Origin of the sequence: Pseudomonas sp. 8Z (genome assembly GCF_902506535.1) — a bacterium.
Classification (GTDB): Bacteria; Pseudomonadota; Gammaproteobacteria; order Pseudomonadales; family Pseudomonadaceae; genus Aquipseudomonas.
The window spans coordinates 1-13834 of record NZ_LR733833.1 but is presented as its reverse complement, the minus strand read 5'-3'; the positions used below and the strand labels follow the sequence as shown (position 1 = coordinate 13834).

17 protein-coding genes and 2 pseudogenes are annotated in these 13834 nt (G+C 56.5%); 9 read left to right on the top strand and 10 right to left on the bottom strand.

What is annotated here, in order from left to right; translation table 11 throughout:
* Positions 1 to 977, bottom strand: a pseudogene (locus tag AERO9A_RS22340) (hypothetical protein); the annotation flags it as partial.
* On the bottom strand, positions 977 to 1300 hold the full coding sequence (locus AERO9A_RS22335) for a hypothetical protein (protein ID WP_159974151.1): 324 nt from the start codon (positions 1298 to 1300) through the stop codon (positions 977 to 979). The pseudogene AERO9A_RS22340 and the gene AERO9A_RS22335, both read right to left, overlap by 1 nt.
* 665 nt (positions 1301 to 1965) lie before the next feature.
* Between AERO9A_RS22335 and AERO9A_RS22330 the strand changes: the two genes are divergently transcribed.
* The 3 genes from AERO9A_RS22330 to AERO9A_RS22320 are packed head-to-tail and all read left to right on the top strand — an operon-like array spanning position 1966 to position 3588.
* Positions 1966 to 2214, top strand: a complete 249-nt coding sequence (locus AERO9A_RS22330; RefSeq protein WP_159974150.1) for a hypothetical protein — start codon at positions 1966 to 1968, stop codon at positions 2212 to 2214.
* Positions 2207 to 3133, top strand: coding sequence for a site-specific integrase (locus tag AERO9A_RS22325; protein ID WP_178111201.1), 927 nt, complete (start codon positions 2207 to 2209; stop codon positions 3131 to 3133). Before AERO9A_RS22330 ends, AERO9A_RS22325 begins: the two co-directional genes overlap by 8 nt.
* Positions 3130 to 3588 carry a hypothetical protein gene (locus tag AERO9A_RS22320; protein WP_159974149.1) on the top strand — a complete coding sequence of 153 codons (459 nt, stop codon included), beginning with the start codon at positions 3130 to 3132 and terminating at the stop codon, positions 3586 to 3588. The genes AERO9A_RS22325 and AERO9A_RS22320 overlap by 4 nt, the downstream gene beginning before the upstream one ends.
* A 567-nt stretch (positions 3589 to 4155) precedes the next feature.
* Here the strand turns inward: AERO9A_RS22320 and AERO9A_RS22315 are convergent.
* From AERO9A_RS22315 to AERO9A_RS22305, 3 genes are all read right to left on the bottom strand, one after another.
* Positions 4156 to 4713 (bottom strand): hypothetical protein, encoded by a 558-nt coding sequence (locus AERO9A_RS22315; protein ID WP_159974148.1) that lies wholly within the window; start codon positions 4711 to 4713, stop codon positions 4156 to 4158.
* 739 nt (positions 4714 to 5452) lie between these two features.
* On the bottom strand, positions 5453 to 5833 hold the full coding sequence (locus tag AERO9A_RS22310) for a hypothetical protein (RefSeq protein ID WP_159974147.1): 381 nt from the start codon (positions 5831 to 5833) through the stop codon (positions 5453 to 5455).
* Positions 5824 to 6474 (bottom strand): AAA family ATPase, encoded by a 651-nt coding sequence (locus AERO9A_RS22305; protein ID WP_121412456.1) that lies wholly within the window; start codon positions 6472 to 6474, stop codon positions 5824 to 5826. The genes AERO9A_RS22310 and AERO9A_RS22305 overlap by 10 nt, the downstream gene beginning before the upstream one ends.
* A gap of 383 nt (positions 6475 to 6857) precedes the next feature.
* Here AERO9A_RS22305 and AERO9A_RS22300 point away from each other — a divergent pair, with 383 nt between their 5' ends.
* Both AERO9A_RS22300 and AERO9A_RS22295 read left to right on the top strand, forming a co-directional pair.
* On the top strand, positions 6858 to 7145 hold the full coding sequence (locus tag AERO9A_RS22300) for a DUF1778 domain-containing protein (RefSeq protein ID WP_159974146.1): 288 nt from the start codon (positions 6858 to 6860) through the stop codon (positions 7143 to 7145).
* Complete coding sequence (locus tag AERO9A_RS22295) at positions 7103 to 7612, top strand: GNAT family N-acetyltransferase (protein WP_159974145.1); 510 nt, start codon at positions 7103 to 7105, stop codon at positions 7610 to 7612. The genes AERO9A_RS22300 and AERO9A_RS22295 overlap by 43 nt, the downstream gene beginning before the upstream one ends.
* A gap of 30 nt (positions 7613 to 7642) precedes the next feature.
* On the opposite strand, the gene AERO9A_RS22290 is transcribed toward AERO9A_RS22295, so the two are convergent.
* Complete coding sequence (locus tag AERO9A_RS22290; protein WP_159974144.1) at positions 7643 to 8545, bottom strand: NotI family restriction endonuclease; 903 nt, start codon at positions 8543 to 8545, stop codon at positions 7643 to 7645.
* Positions 8545 to 9777, bottom strand: coding sequence for a DNA cytosine methyltransferase (locus tag AERO9A_RS22285; RefSeq protein WP_159974143.1), 1233 nt, complete (start codon positions 9775 to 9777; stop codon positions 8545 to 8547). Before AERO9A_RS22285 ends, AERO9A_RS22290 begins: the two co-directional genes overlap by 1 nt.
* A 489-nt stretch (positions 9778 to 10266) precedes the next feature.
* On the opposite strand from AERO9A_RS22285, the gene AERO9A_RS22280 reads away from it, so the two are divergent.
* The 4 genes from AERO9A_RS22280 (at position 10267) to AERO9A_RS22595 (ending at position 11550) form a co-directional block, all read left to right on the top strand.
* On the top strand, positions 10267 to 10545 hold the full coding sequence (locus AERO9A_RS22280; RefSeq protein ID WP_159974142.1) for a hypothetical protein: 279 nt from the start codon (positions 10267 to 10269) through the stop codon (positions 10543 to 10545).
* A 32-nt stretch (positions 10546 to 10577) separates the two neighbouring features.
* Positions 10578 to 10874, top strand: coding sequence for a hypothetical protein (locus AERO9A_RS22275; protein ID WP_159974141.1), 297 nt, complete (start codon positions 10578 to 10580; stop codon positions 10872 to 10874).
* A gap of 11 nt (positions 10875 to 10885) precedes the next feature.
* Positions 10886 to 11122, top strand: coding sequence for a hypothetical protein (locus AERO9A_RS22270; RefSeq protein WP_159974140.1), 237 nt, complete (start codon positions 10886 to 10888; stop codon positions 11120 to 11122).
* 305 nt (positions 11123 to 11427) lie between these two features.
* Positions 11428 to 11550, top strand: coding sequence for a hypothetical protein (locus AERO9A_RS22595; RefSeq protein WP_256666040.1), 123 nt, complete (start codon positions 11428 to 11430; stop codon positions 11548 to 11550).
* A gap of 56 nt (positions 11551 to 11606) precedes the next feature.
* Here the strand turns inward: AERO9A_RS22595 and AERO9A_RS22265 are convergent, their stop codons facing one another.
* The 3 genes and pseudogenes from AERO9A_RS22265 to AERO9A_RS22255 form a co-directional block, all read right to left on the bottom strand.
* Positions 11607 to 11909, bottom strand: a complete 303-nt coding sequence (locus tag AERO9A_RS22265; RefSeq protein WP_159974139.1) for a hypothetical protein — start codon at positions 11907 to 11909, stop codon at positions 11607 to 11609.
* Positions 11910 to 11914: 5 nt separating this feature from the next.
* Positions 11915 to 12142, bottom strand: a complete 228-nt coding sequence (locus AERO9A_RS22260; protein ID WP_159974138.1) for a hypothetical protein — start codon at positions 12140 to 12142, stop codon at positions 11915 to 11917.
* A 607-nt stretch (positions 12143 to 12749) separates the two neighbouring features.
* A pseudogene (locus AERO9A_RS22255) lies at positions 12750 to 13834 on the bottom strand (hypothetical protein); the annotation flags it as partial.

Sequence of the window (13834 nt, the reverse complement as noted above, 5' to 3'; positions counted from 1 at the left end):
CTAGAGGGCTGGAAATGGATTTCTTCATATTCTGCCGGGGCGACCACGACCCGTTGCTGGCTAGGTATCAGGCTAATCGGTAGGTACGCAGGCTGAGCCTCCGACTTTCCCGAGAATTTAGCGGCCCAGAAATCCTTCGCCGGGAGTTTGTAGCGTCCGCCCATGAACGGCCCGACGTGCTCGAGCATACGCAGGCCTTCCTCACGCCTGGACTGCATGGCTCGTTGATCCAACACCCGCTCCAATCCAGTTCGGGCTGCCCCGCCTCCTAGGAGATATGCGACCCAACCACCATTCTCTTCTGCCGAACCGGACACGAATGTCCAGGCTCCATCGAGCGCCGTACGTGCCTGGGAAATCAGACTAATTTCCTGATCCGGAATGCCTAATCCACCACCGCCGAGCAGTCCAATGGAATGCAGGGCCTCGACCTTGGTTGCACGCTCTGGCCCAGTCAGATTGTTGGTGTGTGGAACACAGCTGGCGTTGTAGTCGCGTATGAGCTGAGCCAGATCACTACCAGCAAAAACGTCTGCCGATCGCCCAACGATGTCGTCAATCGCAGCTTGAGCAGGCACGATTGTTCCTGCCACTGTGTAGCTACTCATCACAGGATCAAGAAGTGAGCGAAAAAGCTTGTGGGCTGACATAACAAATTTGAGCGGAATAGCCTGAGCCTCGACCATCTGTACAGTGGCGCCGCTGGGGAGTTGAACTGCCGCCGACTTCATACCGTACGGCAGCACCAACGCGAAAATCAGAAGCCCGCCAACCAGGACACCAGCAATTCCCTCGCGAACCCGCAGGGCAATCAAAAAACACCACGCAAAACCCACCACAACTATCAGTGCCGTACTGAACTGGTGTAGCACCATAAACAACGGCTCAGTGGCAGCAATGATCGTTAATGCAGCGCTATCCCACAGCGCAAAAACCCAGTTGAATCCCGCGAAATTTTCTGCCGTCGCAGTGCTCATCACTGACCTGCCCGACGCCATAGGCGCGCACGCAGACCGAGGAGGAGGCGGGTCAGAATCATGGGCACCCACAGCCACAACATGATCACCCCCACACTGCCCAGGATATGACCTAGTGGCAGGGCTAGGATTGAGCGCTCAGCCTCTGCCCGCGCGTATTGCTCCAGGACTCTAGCCGTGTAGCCATCAATCAGGGCTGCGGCGGCGATATGGATCATCCCAATAGCGAGCAACACCGCAGCGGCGCGGAATGTCCACCTCGCTGCCCTAGGCAGCCTCGCGTGCAGCCAGTCCAGTCCGTCGGAAATTTTCTCGATTTTCATAGCGGGCTCCCCCAAAAGTAGGCTCAAAACCCGAGCCTACCCCCCAAATTATTGTGTCATCCATCGAACTCGATGCAGTTGCTGTTGTTGCGTTTTACGGGTGTCATGCGCCCGCTATGTAACGCGCCTAGACGGCGCTCTACATAGCGGGCGCCCTTGTATAAGTTAATTTCGCGCAACAAATATAACGCAACAGCATTGCATTGCGTCAAGCCCCTCGCTCTCGTAAGCTGGCCGAGCTTGAAACCGCCCTGCCCGGCAGCCTTTACCCCGTGTGATTCATGGGAGAGGCAATGGCAGAGGTTCTGTCCCGCGTCATCGCAGGCAGAGCCGAATCGATCACACATCGCGTCATCGCGAGTGTGATCGACCTGGCCCCGACTACGCGTCGGCAACATCAGCATTCAACAGAGGAGAAGCACCCACCCAACCAGGTCAGCCAGACCAAAGTGGCAACCGCACCTGAGCGGCTAATCAGGAATCAGTCCTGGAGAGAGAGTCCAGGAAGGCGTGATCAGTCCCCGCCTGCACCTATGTGCGAAGGGTTGTGGCGAACAGGCATACATCGAACCACCTTCGACGATCTTCGGATTGCTCTTAGATGGTGTGCCGCTGAACCGGAAACGGTCAGACGTTCTTACAAGTGAACTACCAGGCAATAACCTATGAGCGAATTCGATGCCCAGAGCATTGCTGCGCGCCTCAAATCCGAATCTAGGATTCGGAGAAAACCCAAGACGTATGCCCAGCGCCGCTCATTGCTGGATACCTACACGCACGAGCTGTTACAGCTCGATGCCGCAGGCTGCAATGGCACAGAGTTACAGCGCTGGCTCGCGGAGAAAGGCGTTACCGTCGAACGCTCTACCGTGAATCGCTGGCTGCATAGGAACCGGAAACAGCACGATGGCTAAATTTGCCAAGCCGGCGAAACAGGCCGCGTCCGTGATGAAAAAGCTGCAAGGCACACACATCAGGTCGGTCGGCACCGTTCGAAACTACGAGCAGCGGCTAGAGCGAATCACTGCCTATCTCCAAGAAAATCGTCTAGGCAGCCTCCGTGAAATGACGCCTGCCGGCGCTCTCGACTACCTACGCCAACGTGCAACGGTCGTTGGCCAGAAAACCTTGGACATGGAGCGCCAGGCCCTCCAGGCCATGATGCAGCACGTCACGAACAAGCTTTCACCAGGACAAACCCTGGAAGTCATCAAGAGCACTGCGACAGCCCGTAAGGGGAAAGCAGGCCAACCAACATTAGGTCGCCGGCTGGCTGATCAGGCGAGAGCATATAGCCGCGAACAGATGGCGCTAATCGCCGCCCGCCAGGCCCCACACAACGCACTTGCTACAGAAATTGCCCATGCCGCAGGCCTGCGTGCTCATGAGCTTCTGTCACTGCGTAGAACGCACCATCAGACGCCAGATGAGCGCCCCGCGCATGGGATGAAATTCTCCGGCATCCGGGAAACAACCATCAGCTACACCGTCCACGGCAAAGGGGGGCTCACCCGCGAGGTACGCATCCCAATACCGTTGGCCAGGCGCCTGGAAACTATCCGCTTATCAGAACCGCGCACCGTCAAGGATAGGGGCATCAACTATCAGCAGTTCTACGGAATTGGAGGTGGTCAGCCCTGGAGCAAGTCCGTTAGCGCTGCCTCTAAGGCAGCACTCGGCTGGTCAACTGGCGCGCATGGACTACGCCACACCTATGCCCAGGAGCGTATGGCCACACTACAGCGGCACCTTCCCAGAAAAGAGGCGCTGGAGGTTGTTTCCCAAGAGATGGGGCATTTCCGCCCTGAAATCACCGAGGTCTATCTGCGTTGAATATCGACCCTAATTGGATCACCAGCATTCTGCTGTTTGTGATCGGCGCCTTTCTCATCACCATCTGTGTCCTGGCTCTCCTGCTCATCGAAAGCAAAAGGGCAAAAGCACGGATCGAGGCCACGCTGGAGACCAGTGTGGCCCGGCACAAAGCCCTGCTCCAGGAACACCGCGCAGAAATCGAGTTGATCGAGGATCAACACCAGGTGCAATTAGCGAAGTTGGCCATGACTCATAGCCAGGAGCTGGACGGTATGCGCGGAATTCTCGCCATTTCTGACTTGGATCGTGATGAGGCGTTGCGCAACACCGACGCAGCGGAAAGGCAGACTACCCTGCTGCGCAACCAACTCGATGAAATTCATGTGTTCCTGGAATCGTGCTCAGCAGGAACTGACGAAACAGCCATGGCCGTACGTCATCGGCTTTTTCAGATCCATAGCGAGGCCTGCTGAGGCACGCCATGCCCGCAGGGCATATTAGCCGCTTGCACGCACTTGGATGATGGCGATGGAGGTTGGGCGGCGATACCCGCGAAGCGGCCTGTCTAGAGTCAACACATTACCCCCTGCGTCCCTCAGAGCAGCGAATCAGCTAACTCGCGGGACACGCGATCACGGCCAGCACGGTGCCTCTGCGCGCCCTATCAGCCCTTGTTCTTCTTCTCGGTGTATCTGGCGCGTTTGGGGGTGCAGGGGCCGCAGGCCCATGCCGGGTGTGGGCAGCGCCCACGATCTTGTCAGCGCAGCGCCGTAGGCGCGAACCAGCGCTGGCGTCATTTGGTGCCGTAGGCACCGCTCTACTGATTCTTTTAAACCACCTGGTTAATGATCGACACCTATCTGAATCAGCACCGACACTTAATATTTTCTATCCACAGGCATACCCACAAGGCCCAGGTAGGTAACTGCCTCCCTAGGGCTGAAACGGCGTGCAAGAAGGGTAAGAAGGTGGCCGAGTACCGGATAGCGACTCGGTTTTTAGCGCTCAGCCAAGCGGCAGGCGCATCGGGCTGACCTTGGTCAGGCTCGGAGCTTGCTGCGAAGGATTCGCTCTGCCTCGGCGTTTCGCTCGCCGGGAGGCATGTTGGGATATGTCTGCTTGAGCTCGAGTCGCAGCTCGTTCATGGCCTGCTGGTACGTTTGCAGATCAATACCTCGCGGCGGTCCAGATTCGGCACTGCGACGGCTGGTAGCAGACCTACCAATAACCAGCCGATTACGCGACCAGCCAGTGATGGTGCCGCCGCCCTTGGCTGCCTTCTTCGCCAACCTCTTGGCCGCCCTATCGCGCTCATGCTTCAGTCGCTCATGGAGACCAAAGGCACTGAACAGCAGCGCATTCACCGCCTTCACCGCAGCCAGGCCACGCCATGATCCATCTTCCTGGAGCTGGCGGGGCTGCGATACGGTCAGCAGGTTGGCACGTTTGAGATCAGCCATGGCGCGTTCTGCACGGCGCATATTCAGGCCGGTGTACTGCACCAGGTAGTCGAGCGTCAGCGAGATGAAGCCGGCAGACGTCGGCACACCGCAGCGTAACGACGCCAGGTCAGTGAATTCCAGGATAGCGTTCAGCAATAGCAGACATGCCTCGCGGCGTTCACTGCGCTGCTGCCGCTTCGATCCGTTCGCAGCATTCAGGGACGGGATGTAGCGAGGCGCGGAGTAATACTGACGGACGCGGCCTTGCAGCTCCCTCAAAATCCCAGGCCGGGTTTTGGCAGTTGTGGGCCTCACCAACTCCAGGCGCGGAGCGTCTGGCTGATGACCACAGAAATTTCCGCCTGGGTTCGTGCGGGGGATATAAGAGCGCTTCGCTATTGCCATCGCCCACCGCCAGGCAGGCGGCGAGCAAATAAATTTTCCTGCATACCTGCTCCCTGTCCGAAAAATTCGGGAGAGGCCTGGCGCACTATGGACGGCACGGGGCTCCGCGCCTAGAATAGGTCGTCCAGGTCTCGTATTCCGGCCCGCTAAAACCGAATCTCCCGAGACCTCAGGCCGGAGCAGCGCCAACTGCTAGCCGACCCTTCAAGCCCCGCACTGCGGGGCTTTGTCGTTTTTAGGGGTATTCCCTATGGCGATTTGCCGTGCTCTGTCTGCCGCCAAGCAGACGCGTAAATTCTTGAGACCCTGGGCGCTAGGGCTCATGCAACGATGCGCGAAAGGTATCATGTGGAAAATCAAACATGCAACAAATGAAAGGCCCTAGAGCCGTTGTGATGACTCTAAGGCCTTGTAGAATCTGGCTTTAGCTGATTTATGCGATTTATCATATTTATTGTAAATCGCATATTTTCAATAAATATTTCGCCTATTATTCTTCGTTCTCGTCTTCAATCACCTCACTCCGTGAAACACGCTCCAGGAGAGCCTGGAGCTGGTCTGGCTCCATTTCCTGCAACGCAAGGACGCCAGCTCGAACTACATCACTTCGAGAAACCTTGAGATTTCTAGGTGCCAGGGTCAGACGATCAATCGCACGGTTGACCTTCTTATCAAGCGAGAAAGTTGTGGGGGTTGTGTTCCTCAACTCGGAAACTTTTTTGGGCGGCCTTCCTCGACGGCGACCAGCAGGGGTAGTAGCCCCCCCCGATTTGACTGCGGCCCCCGATATGAACTCCAAAGCAGCCGTATCGTTATCAGGCAGCGGCGCCGGTACTGCTTGGGCCGGCTTCTTCAAATCCTTCAATCCCATTTGGCGGTGCCCCACAGTTCGGCAGCAAGCATCTCGATTTCCTCGATAGCTCGGCTGTCAGCACCGCTCTCAAGAACGCTGCGCCCGTCCTCATCCGCATCGTCATAGATGTTGCGGGCGGTGGTGATCGCCTCCAAGGGCTGTACCCCAAACGAAGCACATGCTTCCTTGGCATCGAGGATCCGTTGCACCTGGCTTGGCAGCGCCGGGCACTGAGTAATGACGGCGCGGACAATGAGCGAAGGATTAACAGCCGTGGCCAGCTTGGCCAGGTTCTCGACCTTGGGCAGCGTTTTCAAGTCTCGGCGCTTGGGTCGGAATGGGATCAGCATATGGGTGGCCACAGTCATCGCTGAGCGCAACGCCTCAGAGTCCGCCCCACCAGCATCGACAACGATTTGGCGATAGCGGCTACGCAAGTCCAGGAGCGTCTGCCGGATGTTGCCGTGGGCCTGAACAACTGGGATCGCTTTCAGATCGTCCTGGTCAGCTCGCTCTGCCGCCCAGTCTGCAGTCGTTCCCTGTGGGTCAGCATCAAGCAGTAGCACGTCGCCTCCGCGAGCCTGGAGCCAAACGGCCAGGTTCTGCGCCAAGCAGCTCTTGCCGCTGCCGCCCTTCTCTCCGCCTAGTAGCAGGATCATATCGCAAGCTCCTCACGTGTATTTATCTTATTTAATATAAATATTTTATTTATGATAAATCAATACCGTTTGCCTGAAAGATTTCAGTCGATTACGTGGGCTTACCTGTTCTCTGTAGACCTAGGATGCTCAAAGGTAGCGCCGCTCAAGGGCCTTAATCAAAATGCGTTACCGTGTAGACATTTGCTACACAGATGTGTATAATAGATATTGAGCCCGACGATTTTGAGTCGAGGCATCGACGGCTTCATCAAGCCATTAACCAAAACGTTCAGGAACGTTACCCGGAGATACACATGAAACAACTAACCAATAAGGCCGGAATCCAATCCTAAGGAGGAAACAACTACAGACATCGAAAATTTTATTAGAGGAATTTAATTATGCACACGCAGAAAGATACAGCCCTTAAACCAGTGGCAATCAACATGCGCGTTGACAGCAACAAGCGGAACCTCATCGATATGGCAGCTGCGATGCTGGGAAGCGATAGAACGAGCTTTATCTTGGACGCTGCCTGTAGGCACGCCGAAGAAGTGATTCTGGATAAGCGTATGTTTTTCATCGACAACTCGGCATTTGATGCCTTCGAGAGGGCTTTAGAAAATAACCCTATCGGAGACAATAAATGTCTAATGACACTACTACAAAGACCGAAACGCTGGGCCTAAGCGCCCCTGAGAAACTGAACGAAAACCACGACTTTAGCCAGTTCGATTGCGACGAAACGTCCATCAATGAGTTTGCGAGAAAAGCTCACAAGCAGGCCAAAAGTCGAAACGCTGTGATTTATGTTGTATGCGAGAAAGGCACTAACATCGTAAAAGGCTATTACACCCTGTCGAACGGATCAGTAGCCCGAAACGAGCCACCTAAAAGCATGCAGCGTTTTTCCATGAGCGAAATCCCCGTGACGATCTTGGGGCGCTTGGGAGTCGATAAAGGCTACCAAGGGAAAGGTATAGGACTGGACTTGCTCCAGGACGCGCTTGAGCGGTCTATCAGTGCCGCAGAGATCATAGGGTCTCGGGCAGTCTTGGTGCATGCACTCGACCAGCGCCTTGCCGACTTCTACAAGAAACACGCGGGATTCCAAGAATCCACGGTTTCACCGCTTACTCTCTTCTTAGCGTTGTAAACCAGAAAGGGCAGCTTCGGCTGCCCTTTATCAGATTAGCGCAGCCTCGATGGCGGTTCGGTAGACGTTCTCAGCCGGCAAGGTTACGTTGTTGAACGCCTCTTGTACTTTGTACACAGTCGTCGAGTGTGGCGGTAATGCTTTCAGCGGAACCGTGGCCCCGTCGATGATGCCTGCTTCTTCGTGTTCATAGGCAAGAAACGTGATCGATGCCGGTTGCAAGGCGTAGCGGATTAACCCACCGACGCCACCAAGACGCGCCATGATTCGCGTGTAAACCGGTTGAGGGCAGACAAAGAACAAGCCTTTTCGGCACAACGCTTCACGTTGCAGCACCTGCCCCTTGTAGATCAGTTGAGGCAAAATGCGCTTGTTGACGTTTTCCCAATTCAAGCCTGCCGTCGTCGTGGGGTTTGTTCGTTCGGGTGTAAGTAAGCCTGTCCGCCCGTTGCGGTAGTTTCCCGTTGTGTCGATGGTCTGAACCTCGACGGCGACGAACTCTTTCAGCTTTCCGTTGGCATCGAGCAATGCCAGCACCCAATCAACGAAATAACTGCCAGCGCCGTCCTTTTGTGGCAAGCGCAATTCGCCGCCCCAGCGTTTTCCGAAAACGGCCACAACAGGAGCTTGCTTCTCTCTCGCCCGCACCGCAGCTTGTCCGCCCTTGACCAGCTCGAAATCATCTTCAAACGCAATCTTGGCCACATCATATAGGGCGCGGTAATTGTCTGCGTACAAGCGAATCGGACAGCAAACAACTGGACCAGTAGTCATCGGCTTGATGGTGCAAACGCCAGCGATTTCACCGTCACTCAAACGTTTTTCGCATCCTTCGCCCAAATAGGGGCATCGCTTCTCCATCGCTGCGGCCACCGCTGCCGTCGAGTGGTCGTCGGAGCGGTAACCGAAGAACTCCCAAATTTTCCCGGCCACTACGCCACCTGTACTTTGCGCTCGGTCTTTCGGACATTTCCTAGCACATTGGCAATAGCCCGGCCGACGGCGGCGCCCAACAGTGGCGGAACAGCATTGCCAACTTGTTCGTATTGCTCAACTCGGGAACCACAAAAGACGTAGGTATCAGGGAAAGATTGGATGCGCGCTGCTTCGCGTACGGTAAAGGTTCTGTCCTGCTCATAGTGGAAGTAAGCACCCCAATGAGGATCGCACTTAGTCAAAATGGTGGAGGCAAGTCCGTCAGGACTGACCCTCCCGTAGCGCTTCGTGTGGTCACTGCGTCGTGCCATACGCATGCCGCGCGGCAAAAGCGACTCGGGAATGTCTGTCCAGTTTCCGCCCGGAGGTATGTGCGCCATGCGCTCAAGATTGACCTTACTCAACCGAGCGGCCTCGTGACATGTCACCCCTGTTGAGCCTACGCGCATCAGTTTCTGATACGGATTATCGGCCGGGTGCCGGTAGTCTTTGATTGGCTCACCAACTTCGCCGTTATTTAGCCTTGGCAAATCGCCAATGGCATCCTGGACGGTGACATGCGACGGTAACTCCAGGGAGCTCGGCAAATTAACCAGGTTCTTCCCAGCGAATTGGGATGTGAAATTTACTCGAACCGGTGCTTGGCGCAGAGGTTCCGGGAATAGTACTGTTGGATCAACACCGCAACGACTTCCCAAGATTATCGTGCGCCATCGAGTTTGTGGCACACCATAATGCGGCGCGTAGAGAATTCGTACGTCTGCGTCATAGCCGAGTTGCTTCAATGACTCCAGGATCGAGTCCAGCGTCGCGCCGGCCTCAAACGAAACCATACCTGGGACGTTTTCGATCAAGACCGCACGTGGCTGAAACTCAGTAACAAACCTGAGGTATTCGCGGAACAGGTGGTTCCGTGAGTCTTCGGTAGAACGCTTGGGTGCATTGATAGAAAACCCTTGGCAAGGCGGGCCACCGGCAATCAAATCCAACTCGCCCCGCTTCAAACCCAATAATTTTCGAACTTTGCTTGCATCGACATTGCGAATGTCCTGGCTATCGACATGCGTGGTGGGATGGTTAGCAGCATAGGTCTGCGCATAACGCGGGGAAATCTCATTTGCATAAAGCGATGTGAACCCGGCTTCGCGTAATCCTTCGGACAGTCCGCCCGCACCTGCAAACAAATCGAGCGAAGTCAAACGCCCTTCCAAAGAATTAACTTGGCTCATATCTCTTTTCTCTTGGGTGATTGACGTGGCTTCCTGGTCACTGGTGCAGTGAACATATCAGGCTGCAAGCCGCCTTGATGCCGGTCTGCAAATGCCTGCATGAACTCGCGTAGCACCTCTGACGCATTCCTATTTTCAGCCAAACAGGCCCCTTGAAACGCCTCACGGAGTTCCCTTTCAACACGGATACGGAGGCCAGCATCTTTGCATGTCATAGGGCGACATTATCGCATGGATACACATTTGTGTATCCAAAAAGCCCAATCTGTCGCATAAGTCCTAGGCAAACCGTCTGCCGACTACCTGATAGCGAAGCGCACCCTCTGACTGACTGCGCATAACGGAGCAATTGTTAAATTGCCCCCCACACAAGAGCCCGCCCTGGCGGGCTTTTTTATACCAGATGGCCACCAGAACCCAGGGGACTGGCGTACCATCGGTGGCACTGCTGGTTTTACGCAGTGCCTGACCCTACGCCGAGGATGCTCCGTGTACGAACCCCTGAAAGACTCCGCGGCGATCACCGCCGCCAATCAGTTCTTCGATGACCTGGTCGCCCTGGCCGATCCCGACAACCAGTTGCCCCTGCTGCGCCCCCAGGTCGAGGAATACCGCTGGGAGACCCTGAACCACAGCCGCCATCCGATGACACGCAATCAGCTGAACGGCTTCCTCGGCGGGCTGGTAGTCGCCGGAGCACTGTCGCCGGAACAGGGCCACGCACTGAGCCAGCGCCTCAACCAGGGCCACTCTGCCGGCTGGCTATAGTGCTCCGCTAACGACTTGAACAGAGGTGCCTGATGGCCACGATGGACTTGGATACCCGCGCCGCCCTTGAACGTCTGATCGCTGTCGCCCAGGGCGACACCGGCCAAAGCCGCCACGTTGCCGACCTGCTGTTGGCATGGCTCAACACCTGCGAAAGCGGAGGGTTCGACCCCACCAGCTTATGGGCCATCGATGACGCCCTGGTCGCCGACAGCCTGCGCCTGATCACCTGGGTCGCTCGTAACAGGGTGTACCCGGACGAGCTGGGTTATGGCGATACTTTCGAGGCGCTCTGGCAACAGTGGCGCGCTCACACTCCGCTTCTATAGACGGCTCAATCATGCGTAAAGCCATCGACCAGGACACCCTGCAAGCGCTGATCGAGACCGGCGCCGCCCGTGAATTCCGGGCCACACGTGGGCCAGGTGGGGAAGGCTGGACGCTGGCTACCCGCCTAGGCGCCATCTGGCTGCCCGTGCGCTCGCGGCGCGAACCCGTGCGCATCTGGGCTAGCCTGACCGCCGTGGAACGATTCGCTTCCGGGATTGGGATTCGAGAATTCAACGTCGAGCTGTAAGCCACAGGGCTGTCATCCTGGATTTTCGCGTCCGCGAAAAAACACGGCGCAGCTCGATCCTCGGACTGGTGGCACGAAAAAAAGGTACTTCGCCTTTCGGCAGGTTGTAGCGCGGCCCGCTACAGGGCGCAGATAGAGCGCCTTCTCAATCACATCTTCATCATCCTCAACACACCACTTGGGTTTTCCCGGTGGCATGTTTTTTTGGAAATGGCAGCTTCTGGCACGCGCAAACGCACCAGAACATGGCCAACGCACGGACGGCACCAACGCCATTCACCGTGATAAAGACCAGGAGAGAAACGATGAAGAATGTACGGATCGAGCTGAAATGGGAGTGGAAACTGGAGGGCGCTTGGGGAGCCACCATCGTCATGGTGGCGCTGCTGCAACTTCCCCATCTGCCACTGTGGTTTGGATTGGGATGACCACGCTGATCTGCTCCAGGTGTGCGCACCTGGAGCAGATCAACTGCCCAACAAAGCTACTTGTTATGGCATGCAGGAACAGCCACGAGTTTTAGCTTCATGCCGTAGTCCATATTCCGCTCAATTTCGGCAGGGGTAACTGCCTTATAGCCGGGGTTGGAAAACATCAGAATTTCCTCATAGCTGAACCCAGCCCTGTGCATTTCCTTGGGAACACAAGCGCACATGCCTGGAGATGATCTCCGCTCGCACTTCTTCACCAGTTCAGCGATTCCGGCCTCTGTATTACCCGCAGCAAAGGCGCCCGGGGCCAACACGAGGCCAGAGCTAAACGCTGCCGCCACCATCCATTTTTTCATTCTCGTTACTCCGTAATGCCCAAGCGGCAGGGAATATTTTCACCTTCGTTCAGCGCCAGAACAAACTGCTCTGCAAACAGGTCATCCATGCGCAGCAGCGCGGGCATCCAATACACTCGAAGCACAGAGCCATCAGCGGCGACGATCACATGACGCGCTGTCACCGCTGACCAGGCCCAGGATGGGTACAGCCGAGAGATCAGAAACATCTGCTCCATATCAGCCCGCATCATCATCCCTCTCCCGCTGCTCCAGCCATTCAACTACGCCCAACAGGCCAGCCGCCAAAGAGATCAGTACGCCGATAGCCCACAGCGGCAGCAATCTATACGAGCCCAACCAGAACCCTCCGCCAAAACACAAAATCAACACCAGAAGCCGTCCCATAACGTTCACCTCCACTCATGATTCGCTGGAACGCTACCTCTAGGTGTCCAGGTGTCATCGAGCAGCTAGGAAAAATCGTCGGTTCCCGTGCTGGGAATTGAGAGCGTCACAGAGAGATTTCGAAGGCGGTCGTGGCGTGTAGATGGAACGGCACGGAGCGGCGGTGAATGAAGGTTATTTCTCAGTGGTTTTTGTGAGTTTGTCTGTTGCCGGTCAGTGCAGGGCTAGGGAGCGGCAGCGGTAGGGCTGTGCATGCTCAGTGCTAGGCCAGTGGAAATGCAGAACTCGACAGCGCTATTCCTGAGCGGCGCAAATGCCTGCCATAGAAAAACGGGGGGGTGCAGAGGGTTTTATGAGTTTTTCTGGAAAAGGTGGGCCGTGCCGGCGTGCCCCACCCTACGGTGGCGTCCTCGCCGGCACCAGGGCGGTCGGCGCCGCCCCTCCTGCCCGAAACTAGGACGGTGGTTTGGTGGGTGGGGTGGGTTTCTTAGGCGGATTAAGCGACGGTGCCCCGTTTGCGTTCGCTCCACCTAGCCTTCTGGTTCGAGAGCTTTCTGGGGTGAACTGCGTCATAACCACACGCACAGGCGATGGCGCGCTGCTGTTACCTGCCCCGCCAGCTGCATTTCGAGAAGTGGTTTTTCCACCTGGTTCGCCACCTGGTCTGCGCCGACTCATATCAGCAGCCCCGCCCATTCGACCTAGACGACCTACCACCATGGCCATTCCGACAGCTCTCGACACGAAAGCACCGGCCTCACTAGCTGTCGCAACTGCTCCTGATAAACTGCCAGTCAGTCCGCTCAACGACACTCCCAGCATGCTGCCGGTAATCCAGGTCGAGTACCCAAGGACACCCACAGCCAGTCCGGTCATCATCCCGCGCAACGCATCGTAGTCGGCACCAGCCCCTGTCCACCCGCTGGCGGCGCCTGCCTGACCAACCGCTACAGCCGCCATGACCATGGATGCCCCAAAATTTATGATCTGGACCACCATCACCCCAATCACAGGCAGCAATAGAAGCGCCAGCCACTGAGCGATTATCTGACCTCCCCGCAACGGAGCTAACAGCAGGAACAACGGCGCCAGTAACAGAACAATCCAGAAAACCCAAGCGGCCAAAGTCACGTACCCAGGTAGAAGCGTTTGCAGATCTAGCCACCCTTTGAAGTTTTTGAACATTTGGGCGCTGGCCAGGATGCCCCCGGCAACCTCACTCCCCTCTGCCGAAAGATCCGTTGTGTGCTGTAGCGAACGCCCCATAAGGCGCTGCCAGGCAACCGCTGTACTCACCGCACCAACCTCTGCACTAACGCGCTGGCCACCTGCGATGACCTCACCTGACTCGCGCAGCGCCTGGTAGGCCTGCTCAGCCCCAAGCTGGGCCACCCGATAAGCCTCGACGCAGCTAGAGGGCTGGAAATGGATTTCTTCATATTCTGCCGGGGCGACCACGACCCGTTGCTGGCTAGGTATCAGGCTAATCGGTAGGTACGCAGGCTGAGCCTCCGACTTTCCCGAGAATTTAGCGGCCC